Origin of the sequence: Cellulomonas sp., assembly GCF_965229465.1 — a bacterium.
Classification (GTDB): Bacteria; Actinomycetota; Actinomycetes; order Actinomycetales; family Cellulomonadaceae; genus Cellulomonas.
On record NZ_OZ245882.1, the window covers coordinates 1,499,833 to 1,518,940 of the forward strand.

The 19,108-nt window shown below is 72.7% G+C and carries 23 protein-coding genes and 1 riboswitch; of the genes, 13 read left to right on the forward strand and 10 right to left on the reverse strand.

Annotation, left to right across the window (positions count from 1 at the left end):
• The first annotated feature begins 31 nt into the window (after positions 1 to 31).
• Entirely contained in the window at positions 32 to 1,084 is a 1,053-nt protein-coding gene (locus tag ACO06A_RS07190; RefSeq protein WP_421735335.1) for an NAD(P)-dependent alcohol dehydrogenase, read from the forward strand.
• A gap of 59 nt (positions 1,085 to 1,143) precedes the next feature.
• Here the strand turns inward: ACO06A_RS07190 and ACO06A_RS07195 are convergent, their stop codons facing one another.
• A complete protein-coding gene (locus ACO06A_RS07195) occupies positions 1,144 to 1,860 on the reverse strand; it encodes a TetR/AcrR family transcriptional regulator (RefSeq protein WP_421735336.1) in 717 nt (238 codons plus the stop codon).
• A 109-nt stretch (positions 1,861 to 1,969) separates the two neighbouring features.
• On the opposite strand from ACO06A_RS07195, the gene ACO06A_RS07200 reads away from it, so the two are divergent.
• From ACO06A_RS07200 to ACO06A_RS07210, 3 genes are read left to right on the forward strand one after another with little or no spacing between them, the layout of a single operon-like run.
• A complete protein-coding gene (locus tag ACO06A_RS07200) occupies positions 1,970 to 2,695 on the forward strand; it encodes a hypothetical protein (RefSeq protein ID WP_421735337.1) in 726 nt (241 codons plus the stop codon).
• A gap of 27 nt (positions 2,696 to 2,722) precedes the next feature.
• Complete coding sequence (locus tag ACO06A_RS07205) at positions 2,723 to 3,442, forward strand: YqjF family protein (RefSeq protein ID WP_421735338.1); 720 nt, start codon at positions 2,723 to 2,725, stop codon at positions 3,440 to 3,442.
• Between the two features lie 40 nt (positions 3,443 to 3,482).
• Positions 3,483 to 4,655 (forward strand): low temperature requirement protein A, encoded by a 1,173-nt coding sequence (locus ACO06A_RS07210; RefSeq protein ID WP_421735339.1) that lies wholly within the window; start codon positions 3,483 to 3,485, stop codon positions 4,653 to 4,655.
• Positions 4,656 to 4,706: 51 nt separating this feature from the next.
• Here the strand turns inward: ACO06A_RS07210 and ACO06A_RS07215 are convergent, their stop codons facing one another.
• A complete protein-coding gene (locus ACO06A_RS07215; protein ID WP_421735340.1) occupies positions 4,707 to 5,465 on the reverse strand; it encodes a PadR family transcriptional regulator in 759 nt (252 codons plus the stop codon).
• Positions 5,466 to 5,679: 214 nt separating this feature from the next.
• Between ACO06A_RS07215 and ACO06A_RS07220 the strand changes: the two genes are divergently transcribed.
• Entirely contained in the window at positions 5,680 to 6,045 is a 366-nt protein-coding gene (locus ACO06A_RS07220) for a YciI family protein (RefSeq protein WP_421735341.1), read from the forward strand.
• Position 6,046: 1 nt separating this feature from the next.
• Here ACO06A_RS07220 and ACO06A_RS07225 read toward each other — a convergent pair whose 3' ends face one another.
• Positions 6,047 to 6,445 carry a VOC family protein gene (locus tag ACO06A_RS07225; RefSeq protein ID WP_421735342.1) on the reverse strand — a complete coding sequence of 133 codons (399 nt, stop codon included), beginning with the start codon at positions 6,443 to 6,445 and terminating at the stop codon, positions 6,047 to 6,049.
• The gene (locus tag ACO06A_RS07230) at positions 6,442 to 6,732 is read right to left on the reverse strand and encodes an ArsR/SmtB family transcription factor (protein ID WP_421735343.1); all 291 of its coding nucleotides are present in this window, start codon (positions 6,730 to 6,732) and stop codon (positions 6,442 to 6,444) included. The genes ACO06A_RS07225 and ACO06A_RS07230 overlap by 4 nt, the downstream gene beginning before the upstream one ends.
• Positions 6,733 to 6,842: 110 nt before the next feature.
• Between ACO06A_RS07230 and ACO06A_RS07235 the strand changes: the two genes are divergently transcribed.
• From ACO06A_RS07235 to ACO06A_RS07260, 6 genes are all read left to right on the forward strand, one after another.
• Positions 6,843 to 7,205 carry a YciI family protein gene (locus tag ACO06A_RS07235; protein ID WP_421735344.1) on the forward strand — a complete coding sequence of 121 codons (363 nt, stop codon included), beginning with the start codon at positions 6,843 to 6,845 and terminating at the stop codon, positions 7,203 to 7,205.
• Complete coding sequence (locus tag ACO06A_RS07240) at positions 7,202 to 7,552, forward strand: YciI family protein (protein WP_421735345.1); 351 nt, start codon at positions 7,202 to 7,204, stop codon at positions 7,550 to 7,552. The genes ACO06A_RS07235 and ACO06A_RS07240 overlap by 4 nt, the downstream gene beginning before the upstream one ends.
• 80 nt (positions 7,553 to 7,632) lie before the next feature.
• A complete protein-coding gene (locus ACO06A_RS07245; RefSeq protein ID WP_421735346.1) occupies positions 7,633 to 8,031 on the forward strand; it encodes a YciI family protein in 399 nt (132 codons plus the stop codon).
• On the forward strand, positions 8,028 to 8,255 hold the full coding sequence (locus ACO06A_RS07250; protein ID WP_421735347.1) for a hypothetical protein: 228 nt from the start codon (positions 8,028 to 8,030) through the stop codon (positions 8,253 to 8,255). The genes ACO06A_RS07245 and ACO06A_RS07250 overlap by 4 nt, the downstream gene beginning before the upstream one ends.
• Positions 8,249 to 9,544 carry an RNA polymerase sigma factor gene (locus tag ACO06A_RS07255; protein ID WP_421735348.1) on the forward strand — a complete coding sequence of 432 codons (1,296 nt, stop codon included), beginning with the start codon at positions 8,249 to 8,251 and terminating at the stop codon, positions 9,542 to 9,544. The genes ACO06A_RS07250 and ACO06A_RS07255 overlap by 7 nt, the downstream gene beginning before the upstream one ends.
• Before the next feature lie 377 nt (positions 9,545 to 9,921).
• Positions 9,922 to 10,683: a hypothetical protein gene (locus tag ACO06A_RS07260; RefSeq protein WP_421735349.1), complete on the forward strand. Its 762-nt coding sequence runs from the start codon at positions 9,922 to 9,924 to the stop codon at positions 10,681 to 10,683.
• A gap of 132 nt (positions 10,684 to 10,815) precedes the next feature.
• Here the strand turns inward: ACO06A_RS07260 and ACO06A_RS07265 are convergent, their stop codons facing one another.
• Both ACO06A_RS07265 and ACO06A_RS07270 read right to left on the reverse strand, forming a co-directional pair.
• On the reverse strand, positions 10,816 to 12,063 hold the full coding sequence (locus ACO06A_RS07265) for an Nramp family divalent metal transporter (RefSeq protein ID WP_421735350.1): 1,248 nt from the start codon (positions 12,061 to 12,063) through the stop codon (positions 10,816 to 10,818).
• 55 nt (positions 12,064 to 12,118) lie between these two features.
• Positions 12,119 to 12,751, reverse strand: a complete 633-nt coding sequence (locus ACO06A_RS07270; protein ID WP_421735351.1) for a hypothetical protein — start codon at positions 12,749 to 12,751, stop codon at positions 12,119 to 12,121.
• Positions 12,752 to 12,820: 69 nt separating this feature from the next.
• Between ACO06A_RS07270 and ACO06A_RS07275 the strand changes: the two genes are divergently transcribed.
• On the forward strand, positions 12,821 to 13,933 hold the full coding sequence (locus tag ACO06A_RS07275) for a GNAT family N-acetyltransferase (protein WP_421735352.1): 1,113 nt from the start codon (positions 12,821 to 12,823) through the stop codon (positions 13,931 to 13,933).
• On the opposite strand, the gene ACO06A_RS07280 is transcribed toward ACO06A_RS07275, so the two are convergent.
• The 4 genes from ACO06A_RS07280 to ACO06A_RS07295 all read right to left on the reverse strand — a co-directional run bounded on the left by ACO06A_RS07280 (position 13,920) and on the right by ACO06A_RS07295 (position 18,530).
• Positions 13,920 to 14,702: a hypothetical protein gene (locus ACO06A_RS07280; protein ID WP_421735353.1), complete on the reverse strand. Its 783-nt coding sequence runs from the start codon at positions 14,700 to 14,702 to the stop codon at positions 13,920 to 13,922. The genes ACO06A_RS07275 and ACO06A_RS07280 overlap by 14 nt on opposite strands.
• Before the next feature lie 68 nt (positions 14,703 to 14,770).
• Positions 14,771 to 15,751: an ABC transporter ATP-binding protein gene (locus ACO06A_RS07285; RefSeq protein ID WP_421735354.1), complete on the reverse strand. Its 981-nt coding sequence runs from the start codon at positions 15,749 to 15,751 to the stop codon at positions 14,771 to 14,773.
• Positions 15,748 to 17,487: an ABC transporter permease gene (locus tag ACO06A_RS07290; RefSeq protein WP_421735355.1), complete on the reverse strand. Its 1,740-nt coding sequence runs from the start codon at positions 17,485 to 17,487 to the stop codon at positions 15,748 to 15,750. Before ACO06A_RS07290 ends, ACO06A_RS07285 begins: the two co-directional genes overlap by 4 nt.
• Positions 17,488 to 17,492: 5 nt before the next feature.
• Positions 17,493 to 18,530, reverse strand: a complete 1,038-nt coding sequence (locus tag ACO06A_RS07295; RefSeq protein ID WP_421735356.1) for a thiamine ABC transporter substrate-binding protein — start codon at positions 18,528 to 18,530, stop codon at positions 17,493 to 17,495.
• A gap of 66 nt (positions 18,531 to 18,596) precedes the next feature.
• A riboswitch (TPP riboswitch) is annotated at positions 18,597 to 18,712 on the reverse strand.
• Positions 18,713 to 18,765: 53 nt separating this feature from the next.
• Here ACO06A_RS07295 and ACO06A_RS07300 point away from each other — a divergent pair.
• Positions 18,766 to 19,089, forward strand: a complete 324-nt coding sequence (locus tag ACO06A_RS07300; protein ID WP_421735357.1) for a DUF4235 domain-containing protein — start codon at positions 18,766 to 18,768, stop codon at positions 19,087 to 19,089.
• Positions 19,090 to 19,108: the final 19 nt, after the last annotated feature.

Genomic DNA, 19,108 nt, shown 5'->3' on the forward strand with positions numbered 1-19,108 from the left:
CAGCCACCCGCACGTTCCCGAGGAGTTCCCTGTGTCCCTGACCGTCCCCGCCCTGCTCACCCCCTCCGCCGGCGCCCCGTTCGAGCGCGGCACCGTCGAGCGTCGCGAGCTGGGCGAGCACGACGTGCTCATCGACATCGCGTACGCGGGCATCTGCCACTCCGACATCCACCAGGCGCGCAACGAGTGGTTCGTCGGCACCTTCCCGATGGTCCCCGGGCACGAGATCGCCGGCGTCATCTCCGCCGTCGGGTCGGGCGTCACCAAGCACGCGGTCGGCGACCGCGCGGGCGTCGGCTGCTTCGTCGACTCCTGCCGCGAGTGCGAGATGTGCCTGGCGGGCGAGGAGCAGTTCTGCCTGAAGGGCAACGTCGGCACCTACAACTCCAAGGCCTACGACGGCACCCCCACCTACGGCGGCTACTCGACGCAGATCGTGGTCGACGAGAGCTACGCGCTGCGCATCCCCGACGGGATCTCGCTGGACGTCGCCGCCCCGCTGCTCTGCGCGGGGATCACCCTCTACTCGCCCCTGAAGCACTGGGGTGCCGGGCCGGGCACGAAGGTCGCGATCGTCGGCATGGGCGGTCTCGGGCACATGGGCGTGCAGCTGGCCCACGCGCTCGGCGCCGAGGTCACCGTGCTCAGCCAGTCGCTGTCCAAGCAGGCGGACGGCCTCGCGCTGGGCGCCGACCACTACTACGCGACGAGCGACCGCAAGACGTTCCGGGACCTGCGCCGGTCGTTCGACCTGATCATCAGCACCGTCGGCGCGGACATCGACGTCGACGCGTACCTGTCGCTCCTGCGGTTCGAGGGGTCGCTGGTGTTCGTCGGGCTGCCCGAGAACAAGCAGTCGTTCCGTGTCTTCTCGCTCACCGCGGCCCGTCGGAACCTGTCCGGCTCCAACATCGGCGGCATCCGCGAGACCCAGGAGATGCTCGACTTCTGCGCGGAGCACGGGATCGGCTCGGTCGTCGAGACCATCACCGCCGACGACGTCGACAAGGCCTACGAGCGCGTGGTGAGCAGCGACGTCCGCTACCGGTTCGTCATCGACACGTCCACGATCCCGGCCAACTGACCGGCGCCGGTTGCGGCTGCCGATCTCGTCGGAGAGTGACGATCTCCGGTGCCCGGCCGTCAGGCTCGTAGGCCCAGGGTTGCGACCACCTCGCGCACCAGCACCTCGTAGTACGCGTCGGCCGGGCTGACCAGCGGGCGGAGCTGGCCGAAGACCTCCATGACCGTGAGCCCGTGGACGCGGACGAACGCGTCGACGGCCAGCGCGATCGCGGGGGCGGGCAGCGGGTAGGACTGCCGGGCGGCCAGGGCGTCGAACCCCGCGGCGGTGCCGTCGTCGAGGGTCGCCGCCCGCGCGGTCAGCACGTCCTCGTCGACCAGACCGCGCTCGTGGGCGGTCGCGAAGAGCGCCATGATCCGGCTGCCCGGACGGACGGCGACTGCGATGGTGCGACCCGCGGGTGCGTGGTAGCCGGGCACGGGGGCGCCGAACGCGAGACCGAACTGCGCCGGGTGCGCGACGGACCAGGCCCGGTAGGCGCGCAGCCCGGCGGTCACGGCGGCGGCGATGTCGTCGGAGTCGTGGGCTAGCGCCGCGTCGACGGCGGCGTCGACCGCGTCGGCGTGCTCCGTGAACGCCTCGACCAGGAGCTCGGTGAGCAGGTCGTCGCGGCTGGCGACATACCGGTAGAGCGCCGACACGGCGATGTCGAGGTCGCGGGCCACCGCGCGGAGCGTGACCCCCTCGACGCCGGCCTGCTCGAGGTGGGTGCGGGCGGAGCGCAGGATCGCGTCGGTCGTCTCCTGACGACGTCGCTCGCGCACGGTGGCAGCCATCCGCGAAGCATAAACGAGAACACTGTTCTTGACTTGACGGACGACTCGCGAGAACACTGTTCGCACAAGAGAGAACAGTGTTCTCGTTTCGTCCCCTCAGGAGCCTCCCATGGTCAGCGACCGCCGCACCGCCGCCTTCTCCCTCATCGCCTCCGGCACCCTCGCCCTCGTCGCCAGCGTCGGCCTGAGCGTGCAGTTCGGCTGGCCCGACATCCTCGACGCCCCAGCCGCCGAGGTCCTGCCCGCGTTCGCTGAGATCGCCGGGACCGTCCAGACCCTCTTCCTGCTCCAGCTGGCCGGCAGCCTCGTGCTCATCCCCGGCGTCATCGCGCTCCACCTGCTGCTCGCCCGCAGCCGCGGCACCGACGCCGCGCTCCTCACCGTCACGGCGTTCGGCGTCCTCGCCCCGGTCATCCAGAGCCTCGGCTGGATCCGCTGGCCGCTCGTCGTGCCCGGCCTGGCCGAGCGGTACCTCGACCCGTCCGCCTCCGCCGCGGCCACGGAGGCCACCGCCGCGACCTACGAGCTGATCAACGCCTATGCCGGCGGGGCGCTCGGCGAGAACCTCGGCTGGCTGCTGCAGGGGGTCTGGGCCGTGGGGCTCGGGATCCTCGCCTGGCGCGCGGCCGACGTCGCCCCCTCCTGGCTGCGCCGGACGCTCGCGGTCGTCGCGGTCGCGTGGACCGTCTCCCTGGTCCCCGCCGGCTGGCTGGCCTCCGACCCGCTGACCGCGATCGGTTCGTCGATCTACTCCGTCTGGTACCTGGTCCTGCTGGTGCTCGGCGTCACGCTGCTGCGCCACCGGGCGGACGAGCCGGCGTCCGTCCCTGCGTGATCGCGCCGCGCTGTCTACGGTGGCCACGTGGATCCCATCCAGGCCGTCGCCCCGCCGCTGACCGGGCGGGTGATCCTGTCGCAGGACTGGTTGCGGGCGAGCTTCCTGCACTGGCGGGTGGCGTCCGACGCCGTGGCGCCGCTGCTGCCCCCGGGAACGCGTCCCGACGAGTGCGACGGGTCCTCGTGGGTGGGCCTCATCGCGTTCCAGATGGCCCGGTTCACCCTCGTCCCCGGGCCTGCGCTGCCGTACATCGGCGACTTCCCCGAGATCAACGTCCGGCTCTACACGGTCGACGACGAGGGCCGGCGCGGGGTGCTGTTCCGGTCGCTCGAGGCGTCGCGGGTGCTCACGGTGCTGGGCGCGCGGACGGTCATGAACGTGCCGTACGAGTGGGCGCGGATGTCGATCCGGCGTTCCTGCGACGCGATCGACTACCGGTCGACCCGGCTGACCGGCGCGCGGCCGTCGTCGCGGATCGTGGTGCGCCCCTCGGCCGAGACGGTCACCGACGACCCGCTCGCCGACTTCCTCACCGCCCGCTGGGGCATGCACACCGTGCTGCGGGGACGGACGCGGTTCGTGCCCAACGAGCACGAGCCCTGGCCGCTGCGCCGCGCGACGCTGGTGTCGCTGGACGACGAGCTGGTGGCCGCCGGCGGGCTGCCGGGCGTGACGGACCGCCCACCCGACTCGGTGCTCTACTCCCCGGGCGTGCACGCCCGGTTCGCGATGCCGCTCGCCTGAACCCTCGCCCGCGGGCCTCCGAGTCCGGCAGGGTAGGCCCGTGATCCGACGCCTCGGTCTGCGGACCTCCGACGAGGGGCACCGAGTCACGACGTTCGAGCTCTTCTTCGACCTGGTGTACGTCTTCGCGTTCACGCAGGTCAGCCACCTGATGGCGGAGACCCACTCCGGGCTCGGCGTGCTCCAGGCCTTGATCGTGCTCGGCCTGCTCTGGTGGACGTGGACGTCGTACAGCTGGCTCGCCAACCAGTCCCCCGCGGACCAGGGCGTCCTCCGCGTGGGGATGGCGGTCGCGATGGCCGCGATCTTCGTCGCCACCCTGGCCGTCCCGGAGTCGTTCGAGGACCTCCCCGGCGGGCTGGACGGGCCGCTCGTGCTCGTCGTCGCGTACGCCGTCGTGCGCGTGGTCCACACCTCGCTGTACCTCGTCGCGGGCGCAGGCGACCGGGCTCTGCAGCGGCAGGTGCTGCTGACGCAGTTCGTCGCGATGCTGCCGTCGATCGTCCTGCTGGTGGTCGGCGCGCTCGTCGGTCAGCCCGCGCAGACCTGGATCTGGCTCGGCGCCCTGGTCTGGGACGTGGGGCTGACGCTCCTGACGGGCTGGGGCGGTGACTGGAGGCTGCACTCGCCCTCGCACTGGGCCGAGCGGTACGGCCTGGTCGTCATCCTGGCGCTGGGCGAGTCGGTCGTCGCGATCGGAGTGGGTGCCTCGCGCCTGCCGATCGGCGCACCCGTGATCGCCGGCGCCGCCCTGTGCATCGCGCTCGCGCTCGTCCTGTGGTGGGTCTACTTCCTACGGTCCGCCGACGGCCCCGAGCACGCCCTCGCGCGGCTCGACGGGGTCCCTCGTGCCGAGTACGCGACGCTCGCGTACACCTACCTGCACTACGTGCTGATCGCGGGCGTGGTCGTCGCGGCCCTCGGGGTCGAGGTGGCGATGGCGGACGTGGGGTCGCCCGAGGCGTTCGGCACGTTCGGGGCAGCGGCGCTCGCGGGCGGGGTCGCCACGTACCTCGTCGGGACCGCCGTGTTCCTGCGCTCCGCCGGGTCGCGCTGGCCCGTCGCCCGGCTGGTCGGCGCCGCGCTAACCCTCGCCCTTGTCCCGCTGCTCGCGGCCGTCCCCGCGCTCGGCGCGCTGGCCGTCGTGACCGTCGTCGGGTTCGGGTGGGCGGCCGCGGAGCTCCGGACGCCGGCCGGCGCGCGGTCGTCGTGACGCGACGAGGCACCCCCGCCATCGCGGGGGTGCCTCGTCGGGATGCGGAGGTCAGTCCTCCGGGGTGGGCGTCGGCGTCGCCTCGCCGGCCAGGATCAGGTACAGGTCCCGGCGGGCGCGGTCGAGGACCTCGAGCGCCGTGGTCGCCTGCTGGTCCGTGCCGGTACGGGCGACCTGGTGGGCCGCCGCGCCGAGCGCCTCGAGGGCACCGCGCAGCGCGCGACCCGGAGAAGCGGGCCGGTTCGCGGCGTCCTCCCACGGGCTGCCGAGCTGCTCGGCGTTCTCGGTGACGTAGGTGCCACCGGCCTCGGTGAGGGTGGCCATCTTGCGGCCGGACTCGGCGGTGATCGCCACCAGGCCCTCGTCCTCGAGCAGGTTGAGCGCGGGGTAGATGGCGCCCGGGCTGGGTCGCCACGTGCCGCCCGACCGCTCGCCGATCTGCTGGATCAGCTGGTAGCCGTGCATGGGCTCCTCGGCCAGGAGCAGCAGGATCGCGGCGCGGATGTCACCGCGCCCGGCGCGACGGCCGGGGCCGCGGCCACCGGGTCCGCCGAAGCCGCGCGGCCCGCCGGGGCCGAAGCCGGGACCTCCGAAGCCGGGTCCCCCGAAGCCGCGGCCGCGGTGCTCGTGGAGCTCGTGCGGGAAGGCGCCGCGGGGTCCGCCACGCCGAGGGTCGAAGCCCTCCTCGTAGGGGGCCTCGGGGAAGTCGCCACGGCGGCGACGGTTGCGGCCGCGCGAGGCGGTCGGGTCGGTGGTGTCGAACGAGGGGCCGGCGAAGCGGCCGTCGGAGTGGGAGTGAGGGTGTCGCATGGGATGTCTCCTTGAGGATGTGGTCCGCGGGGCCGAGGTGGCCCTGTCGCGGATCCGGGAGGTCTCGCGATCTCGACCGGATGACTCAAAGATATATCGTCGATAGATCTTTGACAACCCCTAGCGATACATCGCCCTCAGAGCCACCGTGGGACTCTGTCGATCGCACCCGCCGGCGCGCGTCATGCGCACGACCGACGACGAGAGGACGACCATGACCACCGAGTACATCGTGGCGCTGTACGGCGACCAGACGGTCTGGCACGGCGACGACGCACCCGACCGCGTGCCGGGGTACCGGGTGCACGAGACCTTCGGGAAGGCCTGCGCGGAGGCCGGGCACGAGATCCGCGACAGCGCCGAGCTCCATCACTCCGTGTCGCGCGTCGTGCGGCTGAGGGACGGCAGGGTGTCGGTGACCGACGGGCCGTTCGCCGAGCCGACGGAGGTTCTCGCGGGCATCTACCGGATCGCGACCGACGACGCCGAGGGCTTGGCCGCGCTCGTCGGCGAGCTCATCAGGGGCACCGGCGAGGTCGCCGAGATCCGCGAGTCGCTCGCTCCCCCGGACGGGTTCTGACTCAGCCGAGCGTCGTCTGCGCCAGCTGGACCAGGTTGCCGCAGGTGTCGTCCAGCGTCGCGACGATGACCGGCCCCATGTCCGTCGGCGGCTGCACGAACCGCACGCCGAGCGCCGTGAGCCGCTCGTACTCGGCGGCGAGGTCGTCCACCCCGAACGACGCGGCCGGGATCCCGTCCTCCACCAGCGCCGCCTTGTACGGGCCGACCGCGGGGTGGCTGCTGGGCTCGAGGAGCAGCTCGACGCCGTCCGGGGCGGCCGGGGACACCACGGTCAGCCAGCGGTCCTCGCCGCCGAGCGGGATGTCGTTCTTGGGCACGAAGCCGAGCACGCCCGTGTAGAAGTCCAGGGCCTTGCGCTGGTCGTCGACGAACACGCTGGTCACGGTGAGATGGATCATGAGGGCTCTCCTTCGTCGGGGGCGGGCCAGCGCGCGGTGATCTCGCGCAGGGGCCTGGTGTCGAGGTGGTGGAACTTGTAGCGGCCCTCCCGGCGGACCGTGACGAGCCCGGCCTCCTGGAGCACGTCGAGATGCTGCGAGACGGCCTGGCGCGTGGACCCGAGCCCGTGCCGCATGGTCAGCCGGGTGCAGAGCTCGAACAGGGACTGCCCGTCGCGCTCCTGGAGCTCGTCGAGGATCGCGCGGCGCGTGGCGTCGGCAAGGGCCTTGTAGATGTCGGCTGCCACGCCTCTTGTATAGGCAAGCATCCACTTGCCTGTCAAGACCTGTCGATTTTCAGAACCCTCGCGCGTCATCACCCCGACCGGCACAGTGGACGCATGAGGGAGACGACGACATGACCGACCGGTGGACAGTGCTGCTGTGGGGCGACGAGGCGTTCTGGGAGAACGCGTCCCCCGAGGTCCGCGACCGCATCATGGCCGAGCACCAGGCGTACTCGGACGCGTGCGACGAGCGCGGCTACAAGATCCTGGGCGGCGAGGAGCTCGGCTTCTCCAAGAACGCGGTGACGGTCCGCGCGTCGGAGGGCAGGCTGGAGGTCACCGACGGCCCGTTCGTCGAGCTCGCCGAGCACCTCGGCGGCTACTACGTCATCGAGACCGATGACGTGCAGGGTCTCGCGCGGCTTACCGGCGAGCTGCTGCTCACCGACGGCGGCGGCGCCGAGCTGCGTCCCGTGATCGTGCACGAGTCATGAGCACGCAGACGTTCCTCCTCCTGATGTACGCGGCCGAGGGGGACTGGGCCGCGGCCGACGAGGCGACGAGGGCCGAGTACTACCGGCAGCACGGCGAGTACGACGAGCGGGCCGCCGAGTTCGGCGTGACGTTCCTGGCCGGCGAGGCGCTCCAGTCCGTCACGACCGCCGTCACCCTGCGCCGGGCGGGCGAGGACGCGGAGATCACCGACGGCCCGTTCGCGGAGACCGCCGAACAGCTGGGTGGCTTCTACCTGGTCACCGCGCCGGACCGCGAGTCGGTGCTGAAGCACGCCCTGCTGCTGCCCGAGTACACGATCGAGGTCCGCGAGATCATGCAGATGTAGATCTGTCGATCCCCCCGCCGCCCGCGCGTCATCGGGGCAGCGGGACGCACCAGGCGTCCTCCCACCTCCTAGGAGATGACATGGCCGAGTTCACCGTGGTGCTCCACCGCGACGACGCGCACGACGCCCAGCTGACCGACGAGGAACGCGATCGCGCGTGGGCCGCCCACCTCGGGTTCCAGCAGCACTGCGCCGAGCGGGGCTGGGAGATCGTCACGACGCGCGCCCTCGGAGCCGCCTCCCGGGGTCGGTCGCTGCGGTCCGACGGCCGCGCCGGGGTGGTCGTCACCGACGGCCCCTACGCCGAGACGGCGGAGCAGGTGGCGGGGTTCTACCTCGTGGCCCGCACCTCGCTGGACGCTCTCACCGAGGCGGTCAGCGCGCTGGTGCTCAACGGCGAGTCCGTCGAGATCAGGCCGACCGTGCGGTTCGTCGACGGCGTCCCCGTGGACGGCGTCGACGCCGTCTCTGCCTCGTGAGGTTCGTCGTCCTCGCGTTCGGGTCCGCCGAGCTGCCCGCCGGCATCACACTGGGCTCCGTGGACACGGCGACGTCGGTGCAGGACCGCACCCTGCGGGACGGCGCGTTCGAGGGCCCGACGTCGGCGCTGACCGGGATCCAGGTGCTCGACGCGCCGGACCTGGACGTGGTGCTCGAGTCCCTGCCCACGACCGGAACGTTCGAGGTGCGACCCGCTTGGTGACCCCTGCTGACACCGCCCTCGCCGACGCCTGGCGGGACCACTGGTCCCGGCTGATCGGCCTGCTCATCGGCCAGTTCGCGCGGCCCGACCTGGCGGAGGACGCCGTCTCCGACGCGTTCGAGTCGGCCGCGCGGCACTGGCCGGTGGACGGGGTGCCGACGAACACCGGCGCGTGGCTGCTCACGGCCGCGCGCCGCCGAGTCCTCGACCGCCTGCGCTCGGAGGCGGTGCAGCGACGGAAGGAACCCTTGATGGTGGTCGACGACGAGATGCGCGCCGCCGCCGCGGCCGCCGTCGACCCCGGTGCCCACGTGGCCGACGAGCAGCTCCGGCTGATCTTCGCCTGCTGCCACCCCGCGATCGCACCCGACGACCGCGTCGCCCTGACCCTGCGGTTCGTCGTCGGCCTCACCACCACCGAGATCGGCCGGCTCCTGCTCGTCCAGGAGTCCACCATGGCCGCGCGGCTGACCCGCGCGAAGAAGCGGCTCGCGTCCTCCGGCATCCCCTTCGCGACACCCGCTGCCGCCCGGCTGGACGAACGCCTGGACGTCGTCGCGACCGTCGTCTACCTGGCCTTCACGTCCGGGTACCACCCCGGCGAGGGCGCGGTCCCGCTGCGGGTCGACCTCGGCGACGAGGCGATCCGGCTGCTGCGCGTGCTCGACGACCTGCTGCCCGGACGCGCTGTCGTCCGCGCGCTGCTCGCGCTGCTGCTCCTGCAGCACTCCCGCCGCGACACCCGCCTGGACGCCGCGGGTGCGCTGGTCCTGCTCCCCGACCAGGACCGCTCCCGCTGGCACCGCGACGAGATCACCGAGGGCGTCGCCCTGCTGGAGTCGCTGGCCACCCGTGATGCCGGCTCGACCGCTCCGACGGCCGACCCGACCGCGCCCGGCCACCAGACCCGGCTCGCGAACGAGTACCGCCTCCAGGCCCTCATCGCCGCCGAGCACGCGACGGCCCCCACGTCCGCGGACACCCGCTGGTCCGTCATCGCCGACCTCTACGCCCAGCTCGAGGCCCTCACCGGCTCGCCCGTCGTCCGCCTGGCCCGCGCGGTCGCGGTCTCGGAGGCGTCGGGCCCCGAGGCCGGCCTGCAGCTGCTGGAGGGCCTCGACGACGCCCTCCCCCGCCACCACCGGGTCCCCGCGGTCCGCGCCGAGCTCCTGGCCCGCGCCGGCCACCACTCCGCCGCCGCCGACGCCTACCGCGCAGCCCTGACCCTGGTCACCAACCCCACAGAACGCACCTACCTCCAGTCCCGCCTGACATCCCTGGACCCCTGACCCCTGACCCCCGTCGGCGCTCGAGAACGGCAGTACCTCGCGAGAACGGCACTATGAAGTGCCGTTCTCGCGAGATGGTGACGTTCTCGCGGCGCTCGTCGAGGCGTCCACAAGCCCCGCAGTGGCGCACACGATCCACCGACAAGGAGTGCGACCCTCCGCCGGCCCGCCGATGCACCGAGTCTCGATCGATGCCTCGTCGCCCGGGATCCTCGCCAACGAACGCAGCCCCGCTCCTACTCCCTACGGTCCATCTGGCTCACGACGTCCCCGGTCACGTGCCGGCCCTGATGGTGTCCGCGGACGAGTGGCGACGCCTGGGCCGTGGCATCTACGTCCCGACACGCGATGGAACCGTCAGGCGCCGTGACGACGCCTTGGCACTCATCGCTGGAGTGCACGCGCAGACGTCCGTCGACCACTGCTTCAGCCACGCCTCGGCCGCGCTGCTGCACGGTCTTCCCCTCTGGCTGCTGGACACGACGACGCACCTCTACCAGCGCTCGTCACCGAGCGGTCGACGCCGGCGCGACGTCGTGCGCCATGTTCCTATGCCGCCGGCGGAGGACAGGGTCGTCGTCCTGGGCTCCGTGCCCGCTACTTCCGTCACCCGTACGGTCTGGGACAGCGTGTCGACGATGCGGCCCCTGGGTGGGCTCGTGGTTGCCGACGGCGCACTCCACCGAGGGCTCGATCTCGCTGAGTTGCACGAGAAGGCTGCGGCCGCGATCGGTCGCCGGGGAGTCGCGCGCGCACGGGCCGTGCTGGAGCTCGCCGACGGTGGCGCCGAGTCGCCCTGGGAGAGCGCGAGCCGGTATGCGCTCCTCCGAGCGGGGTTCCCCGTCCCGCAGACGCAGATCCCCGTCGAGACGCGCCTCGGGACGTTCTGGGCGGACCTCGGGTGGGAGGAGTGGCGGGTGCTCGTCGAGTACGACGGACGGACGAAGTACCTCGAGCGAGGCGCGGAGGAGCTCGTGCGTGAGAAGCGGCGCCACGACGCCGTGCTCGAGGCAGGTTGGAGGGTGGTCCGAGTGACCCGCGAGGACTTCCGACTACCGGGTTCGATCGCTGCGCGCGTCGCCCCGCTCCTCCCGCACGCGGTGACGGAGCGGCTGCGTCCCCGCCCCGCTCTCGCCTGATCGGCTGCTCGATAACGTGCGTCTCGCGCGAGAACGTGCCGTCAAACTGCCGTTCTCGATGGGAAGGCACGTTCTCGCTGGCGAGTGCTGGCGGCGGGCGGGCTACAGGCCCGGCCGCGCAGGCGTGCGCCCTCAGCTCAGCAGCAGCAGGACCAGCAGGGTGACGTTCAGGGCGACCACCAGCGTGACCACCAGCAGCAGGGTCGCGTGGAGCCAGGGGCCGTTGCGGTGCTCGCCCATGACGGCGCGGGACCGGGTCAGGGCGACCAGGGGGATGACCGCGAACGGGATGCCGAAGCTGAGCACCACCTGCGACAGGACCAGGGTCCAGGTGGCGTCGGCGCCGAGGGCCAGGAGCACGATCGCGGGGATCAGGGTGACCACGCGGCGGACCAGCAGGGGGATGCGGCGGTGGATCAGCCCCTCCATGATCGTCGCGCCCGCGTAGGCGCCGACCGAGGTGGAGGCCAGGCCCGACGCCAGCAGGCCGATGGCGAACGCGATGCCGATGCCGATGCCCAGCGCGGCGACGATGGCGTCGTAGGCGCCGGGGATCGAGTCGGTGCCGGGGACGCCGCGCAGCCCGGACGCGGCGAGCAGCAGCAGGCCGATGTTCACGATGCCGGCGACCACCAGCGCGGCGCCGACGTCCCAGCGGGTCGAGCGCAGCAGCCCGTGCAGCGCGGACCCGGAGGCGCGGCCGTGCCGGTCGCGGACCAGGGCCGAGTGCACGTAGATCGCGTGCGGCATGACCGTGGCGCCGAGCATCGAGGCGGCGAGCAGGACCGAGTCGGTGCCGTCGAACCGAGGCACCAGACCGGAGAGAATGCCTCTCGCGGACGGGGGCGAGACGAACAGCCCCGCCAGGAACCCGATGCTGATGACGGCGAGCAGCGCCACGATGACGTACTCGAAGCGCCGCTGCCCGTACCGGTTCTGGGTGGCCAGCAGCAGCATGGACACGACGCCGACGATCAGCCCGCCGAGCGGGAGCGGGACGCCGAACAGCAGGTTCAGGGCGATCGCGCCGCCGACCACCTCGGCGATGTCGGTGGCCGCCGCGACCACCTCGGCCTGCGCCCAGAACGCCAGGCGCGGCCCCCGCCGCATCCGCTGCCCGAGCACCCCCGGCAGGGAGTTCCCGGTGACGAGCCCGAGCTTCGCGGACTGGTACTGGACCAGCACGGCCATCGCGTTCGCCACGACGAGCACCCACAGGAGCAGGTAGCCGTACCGCGCGCCGGCGGTGAGGTTGGCGGCGACGTTGCCCGGGTCGACGTACGCGATCGCGGCGACGAACGCCGGTCCGAGCAGCAGCGGGGTACGACGACGCCGTGGCGTCCCGACCTGGACGGCGTCGTCCGTCGCGCTGCTGACCATGCCCCACCCCGGAAAGTTCGGCCTACCGAACTCATGCTAGCGGACGCACGGAAACTTACGCGGCCGTCGGGACCTCGCGCTCCCATCCGTCGGCGGTGGGCCGGAAGCCGACGCGCTCCAGGTACGCCTTCGCCTCGGTCGCGGGCGAGCCGCCCACCACCAGGCGACGGAACCCGTGCGCGGCGAACACCCCACTGTCCCGGTACACGAACTCCCCGGGCGTGAAGTCCCGGTACCGGGGCGTCACGTAGTCGAGGTCCACGCGGCCGACCCCGTCGCCGGCCGACCGGACCACCACCGCACCCACTAGCTCGTCGCCGCGGACCACGACGAACGACGCCGACGGCGCCGGATCGGTGGCGGTGAAGGACGGGTGGAACCGGGCGATGTCCGTGGAGTGCGACACGAGCAGGTGCTGGAGGACGGCGTCGTCGGACGGCACCTCGAGGACCCCGTACACCAGGGCGTCGTGGCGTTCGCGCTGGAGCCGGACCAGCCAGTAGACGTCGATGATCGCGATGACGCCGTTCATCACCGCGAACGGCCAGATCTCGATCACCACGTTGTACGCCGTGGCGATCACCGCGCCCACGAGGTTGATCACCCGGAAGCGCAGCACCCTGGCCTGCGTGAGCGAGATGATGACGAGCAACGAGCCGATCCAGCCGACGATCTCCCACCACACCATCCGGCGAGCGTAGCGACGTCGTCGAAAAGGTCTCGCCAGCACCGTGCCGACGGGCGGATCGTGGACGACATGACGACGACGTGGTCGATCCGAGAGGTGCCGGTGTCCCAGACGACGGACGCGCCCGAGGCGTGGCTGCTGCACGGCTACACGGGCGCGATGAACGACTGCCTGCTGGCCGCGTGGGGCCACCGGGACTTCGAGCGCACCGCCACCGAGATCCTGGGATCGATGCACGACCAGACGTACGAGAGCAAGCCGCGCCTGGTCGCGGTGGCCGACGACGCGCACGATGCCCCGGACCCCGACCGCGTGCTGGGCTACGCGATGATCAACCTCCCGCTGCAGGACAACACGCACACGGGCCACGTGGAGGTGGGCGTTCGGCCGCCCTACCGCCGCCAGGGTGTGGGGTCGGCTCTCTTCGACGCCGGCCTGGCGCTGGTCCGCGACGCCGGCCGCTCGCAGGTCACGGCCTCCACCGACCAGCACACCGAGCCGCCCGAGGGCCCCGGCACGCTCGCCGCCACGACAGGTGCCGGGCGCGTGGCGGTCGACGAGGACGGGCCGCGGTTCCTGCTGGCGCGCGGGTTCGCCCTGGAGCAGGTGGACCGGTACTCGGTGTTCGACCTGCCCTTCGACCCGGAGCTCATCGCGAAGCACCATGCCGAGGCGGAGGCGCACGCCGGACCCGACTACCGCCTGGTGACCTGGCAGAGCCACGTGCCCGAGGAGTGGGTCGACGAGTACGCGCTGCTGAACACCCGGATGAGCACGGATGCCCCGCTGGGCGGCCTCGACCTCGAGGAGGACGTGTGGGAAGCCGAGCGGATCCGCACGTACGAGAAGCAGTACGAGGAGCGCGGGCTGCCGCTGCTGGTGCTCGCCGCCGAGCACGTCCCGACGCACACGCTCGCGGCGTTCACCTGCTTCATGCCGATCCCCAACAGCGACGAGTTCGTGCACCAGACGGACACGCTCGTGCTCAAGGAGCACCGCGGCAAGCGGCTCGGCATGCTGGTCAAGACGGCCAACCTCCAGCGCCTCGCCGCCGAGCGGCCCGCGGTGCGGCGCGTCGGGACGTGGAACGCCGAGGAGAACTCCTACATGCTCGCCATCAACGTGGCGCTCGGGTTCCGGCCCGCCGGCGGCTCCGGGGAGTGGCAGCTCAAGCTGAGCTGACGTGGGCGGTGCCGGTCTGGAAGTGCGGCACGGACTGCTGCCACCAGCCGGACCAGCGGTGCTCGACCTCGGCAAGGGTGGCGTCGTCGATCCCGTAGGTGGACAGGATGGCGTCGACGGTGCCGTACGGCGGGGCGATCCCGGCGGGCGTCTCCATGACCACCAGGAACGACTCGGTGATCCCGTGCAGCCGCAGGCCGAACTGGAGCGGCGTCCGGTAGATCAGGGTGCCGCCGAGCAGGGTGCCGTCCGGGCGCCGGGCCTGCACGTGCCCGCCGACGGGCACCCCGTGGATCCCCATCAGGCCGGCCCGGTCGAGCAGCCGGTCGCCCCGCGGCCCGGCGGTGAGCCCGAACACGCTCAGGGTCCGCCGGTCCTGGTCGGGGTGGATGCTGAGCGCGAACTGGAGCTGGTGGGCGTACGCGATCCAGCCCTCGTCGGTCTCGTCGCGCACCCCGTCGAAGACGGCCAGGCCCTGGTGGCTGCGTCGGGTGACGGTCAGGTGGGTGTGGTGGGGCTCGTGCACGGCCGAGCGCAGCGTGAGCTTGTCGTGGTGCGGCAGGGACAGGGAGTGGATCGTCTCGTCGCCGACGACGTCCTGGGACTCGACGGCACCGTCGACGAACACCTGCCGGATCTCGGCGTCGAGCCCCGGGTGGTCCCACCCGTACCAGCGGCGTACCAGCGCGGGATCCCGCAGGTAGGACCAGACCGTCCCCAGCGGCACGGGGACGTCCACCGACACGACCTCACGGAGCTCCAGCGTCATCGCCATCACCTCGGTGCTCGCCAACACTCGGACACTCCGACCGTAGCCCGACGCGACCACAACCGCGATCAGTCGTCGAGGACCGCCATCGCATCCGGCTCGACGCCCAGCTCCACGACGTCCCCGGCCGACCACCGCCCGCCGACCGGCCCCAGCGCGGTGACCACGCCGATGCCGTCGACCTCGACCCGGACCTCCGACCGGCCGCGCCGCGACGAGACGCCGCGCACCGTGCCCTTGGCCACGCCGGACCGTCCGACGACGAACGCGCCCTCCGCCAGCGCCAGCGTCGCGGACGACGGCGGGGCACCGATGGCCTCGCGCAGCGGCGCGGCGGCCGGGCTGTCCAGCGGGACGAACGCCTCGTAGCCGAGGAACGACGCCACCTCGCGCGACGCCGGTCGGCTCCAGAGGTCCGCGGGCGCGTCGACCTGGAGCAGCGTCCCGGCCGACATCACGGCCACCCGGTCGGCGACCGAGAAGGCCTCGTCCTGGTCGTGCGTGACGAACACCGCGGTGGTGCCGGTGGCGACGAGGGCCGCGCGCAGGTCGACGGCGAGGCGCTCGCGCAGGGCTCGGTCGAGCGCGGAGAGCGGCTCGTCGAGCAGAAGCAGCCGCGGGGCGGGCGCGAGGGCGCGGGCCAGGGCGACGCGCTGACGTTCGCCCCCCGAGAGCGTCGCCACGGCACGGTCCTCGTAGCCGCCCAGCCCCACCAGCTCGAGCAGCGGCGCGACGGACGACCCGCGCGGCAGGCCGTAGGCGACGTTCCCGCCGACGGACCGGTGCGCGAAGAGCTGGCCGTCCTGGAACATCAGCCCGAAGCCGCGTCGGTGCACGGGCACGCCCGCGACGGAGACCCCGTCCCACTCGACCGTGCCGGCGGCCAGCGGCTCCAGGCCCGCGACCGCGCGCAGCAGGGAGGACTTGCCGCAGCCCGACGGACCGAGCAGGGCGACGACCGAGCCCGGCGCGACGGTCAGGGAGACGCCGTCGACCGCGGTCGTCGGGCCGTAGCGGACGACGACGCCCTGCAGCGACAGACCGTTCACCACTCACCCCCCGAGCCGGGGGCGCGCAGTCGTTCGCAGGCCGCGACGATCCCGGCGGTCAGCAGCGCCAGGACCACGGACGCGGCCAGCGCCATGCCGTAGCTGTCCGGACCCGGCCGCCCGATCAGCCGGAAGATCACCACCGGCAGCGTGGGCCTGTCCGGGCGGGCGAGGAACGACGTGGCGCCGAACTCCCCGAGCGACGCGGCGAACGCGAACCCGACCGCCAGGCCGAGCGACCGGGTGGCGATCGACAGGTCGACGGTCCGCAGCACCCGACCGGGCGCGGCGCCCAGGGTGGCGGCCGCCTCGCGCAGCCGGGGGTCGATGGCCCGCAGCACGGGCAGGACCGTCCGCACGACGAGCGGCACGGCGACGACCGCCTGCGCGATCGGCACCAGCACCGGGCTGGTCCGCAGGTCCACCGGCAGCCCGAACGGATGGTGCATGGACAGCAGGAACCCGAACCCGACGGTCACCGCGGACACCCCGAGGGGGAGCATGAACAGCGCGTCCAGGCCGACCACCGCGCGCCGGCCGATCGCCCGGCGGGGTCGTCGGGACACCACCAGCGCCACCAGCCCCCCGACCACGAGCGCGATCACCGTGGCGTCCAGCGCGACCCGCAACGAGTTGAGGGTCGCCTGCCAGACAGTCACCGTCAGGGCGCCGCCGCTGGTGCCGAGGGCGGTGTAGTGGTCCAGTCCCCAGCCGCCGTCGGTCCGCAGCGACCGGACCACGAGGTTGACCAGCGGGAGGGCGAGCAGCAGGACGACCGCCGCCGTGACGACGGTCGCGACGAGGGTCAGGGCGTGGCCGTCGCCCGCCGGCATGCCCGCGGGCCGACGCAGCCGCAGCGGTCGCACCGACGCGTCCGGGAGGGTGAGCGCCAGGGCCCGCTCGCGCGTGGAGCGGGCGCGCGCGGCGACGGTCAGCGCCCCGGCCACCACCACCAGCTGCACGACGGAGAGCACAGCGGCCGCGCGCAGGTCGAGGAACTGCGTCGTCTGCACCCAGATCTCGGTCTCGATGGTGCCGAACTGGAGCCCGCCGAGCACCAGGACGGTGCCGAACGCGGTCGCGCAGTAGAGGAAGGTCAGGGAGGCGGCGGACGCGATCGCGGGGGTGAGCGCGGGGAGCGTCACGGTCCGGAACGCCCGCCACGGCGAGGCACCCAGCGCGCGCGCCGCCTGCTCCGCCCGGGGGTCCAGCCGCTCCCAGAGCCCGCCGACCGCGCGCACGACGACGGCGTAGTTGAAGAAGACGAGGGCCGCGACGATCGCGGCGAACGTGCCGTCCAGGTGCAGGAACCCGAGCGGCCCGCCGCTGACCAGCAGCGACCGGAACGCGACACCGACCACGACGGTCGGCAGGACGAACGGCACGGTCACGAACGCCCTGAGGATCGCACGCCCGCGGAACGTGTGCCGGTAGAGCACGTAGGCGCCGGGCACGCCGAGCGCGACCGACAGCAGGGTCCCCAAGGAAGCCTGCGCGACCGTCAGCCCGATGATCCGCCAGGTGCGCGGACGCGAGAACACGTCCGCGAACCCGCCGAGGTCCAGGTGCCCGTCGACGACGAACCCCTTCGCGATCATCTCGACCACGGGCCACGCGAAGAACAGCCCGAGGAACACCAGCGGCACCGCGACCGCCACCACCCAGAACGCGACGACGCGCGACCGTCCCGACGCCACCGCGGCGGGGGCGTCGGGACGGTCGAGCGTCAGGGTCATCACGGTCAGCCGATCACCGCGTCCGACCACTCGGTCAGCCACGCCTCGCGGTTCTCGGTGATGTCGGCGGGGTCCACCTCGAACGGGTCGGTGGCCAGCGGGGCGAACGCCGCCCACTCCACCGGGAGCGTGGCCGTCGGGCTGGACGGGTACATGTACATGGACACCGGGATGTCGTTCTGGACCTCGTCGGTGCGCAGGAAGTCGAGCAGCTGCTGCGCGCCCGTCGGGTTGGCGGCACCGGTCAGCACTCCCGCGTACTCGGTCTGCCGGAAGCAGGTGTCCAGCAGGGCCCCGGTGGTCGGCGCGGTGCCGCCCTCGGGCACCGTGTACGGCGGGGACGACGCGTACGACAGGACGATCGGGCGCGGGCCGTCGGCACCCCCGCCGGAGAAGTCGGTGTAGTAGGCGTCGGACCAGCCGTCGGCCACCTTCAGGCCGTTGGCCTTGAGCGCGGACCAGTAGTCCTGCCACCCGTCCTCGCCGAACGCGCCGACGGTCGCCAGCAGGAACGACAGCCCCGGCGACGACGTCACCGCGTTGGGCACCACGAGCAGGTCCTTGTACTCCGGCTCGGTCAGGTCCTCGAGCGTCACCGGCTCGGCCAGGCCGTGCGCGGCGAACCAGGTGTGGTCCACGTTGATGCAGACGTCGCCGTAGTCGATGGGCACGAGCGCGCCCTCGAAGACGCCGTCGGCCTCGGTGGTCGTCGGCGCGACGACGCCCTCGTCGACCGCCCGGGACGCGAACGTGTTGTCGATGCCGAACACCACGTCGCCCAGCGGCGCGTCCTTGGTGAGGACCAGCTGGTTGACCAGCGTGCCGCCGTCGCCCGGCTGGACGACCTCGACGGTCAGCCCGGTCTGCTCCTCGAAGTCCGCCAGGAGGCCGTCGGACAGGGCGAACGAGTCGTGCGTGACCAGGGTGACCGTGTCGCTGGACGCGCTGGCGCTCGGCTCGTCGGAACCGATGGCCGAGCAGCCGGCCAGTGCTGCGACGGCGACGGCCGCCGCGGCGATGCGGAGCGAGTGGGTCCTCGCCATGGGTGATGCTCCTCCTCGATAGCCAAAGGAGGGGGTCGTCGCGCTCAGCCGGGTGGCCGATCACGAGGACTGAGATTCCCGACTCCCTACGCCGGTATCAACCGGATCAGGTTCGAGGGTCTGCGGTTCTCCGCACTCTCAGCGTCCAGACCGTTGGGTCCGACGCTCCCCTGTCGTTCGCCGCAGATCCTACGCCGCCGCGGGGCAGCGGGGACGCTCGCGTCCGACTACGGTCGTGACCAGACCCATCGACCACCCCGGAGGCTCACTCGTGGACGACAAGCAGACCCAGTCCATCGTTGCCAAGCTCATCGGCACCGGCGCGGCCCTGGCCGCCGCGTTCGTGGTCCAGCAGGTGCTCGCGCAGGCGTGGAAGGCCAAGACGGGTCACAAGCCGCCGAAGGCCGACGACCAGGGCGACGCCGGGCTGTCCGAGGTCGTCGCGGCTGCCGCGCTGACCGGCGCGCTCGTCGCGATGGCTCGGGTGCTGGCCACCCGTGGGACGGCCCGGTTCACCGCGCGCGTGGACTCGAAGCCGAACCTGAACCCGACCGACTGACCCCCGTCGGGGCGGTCCG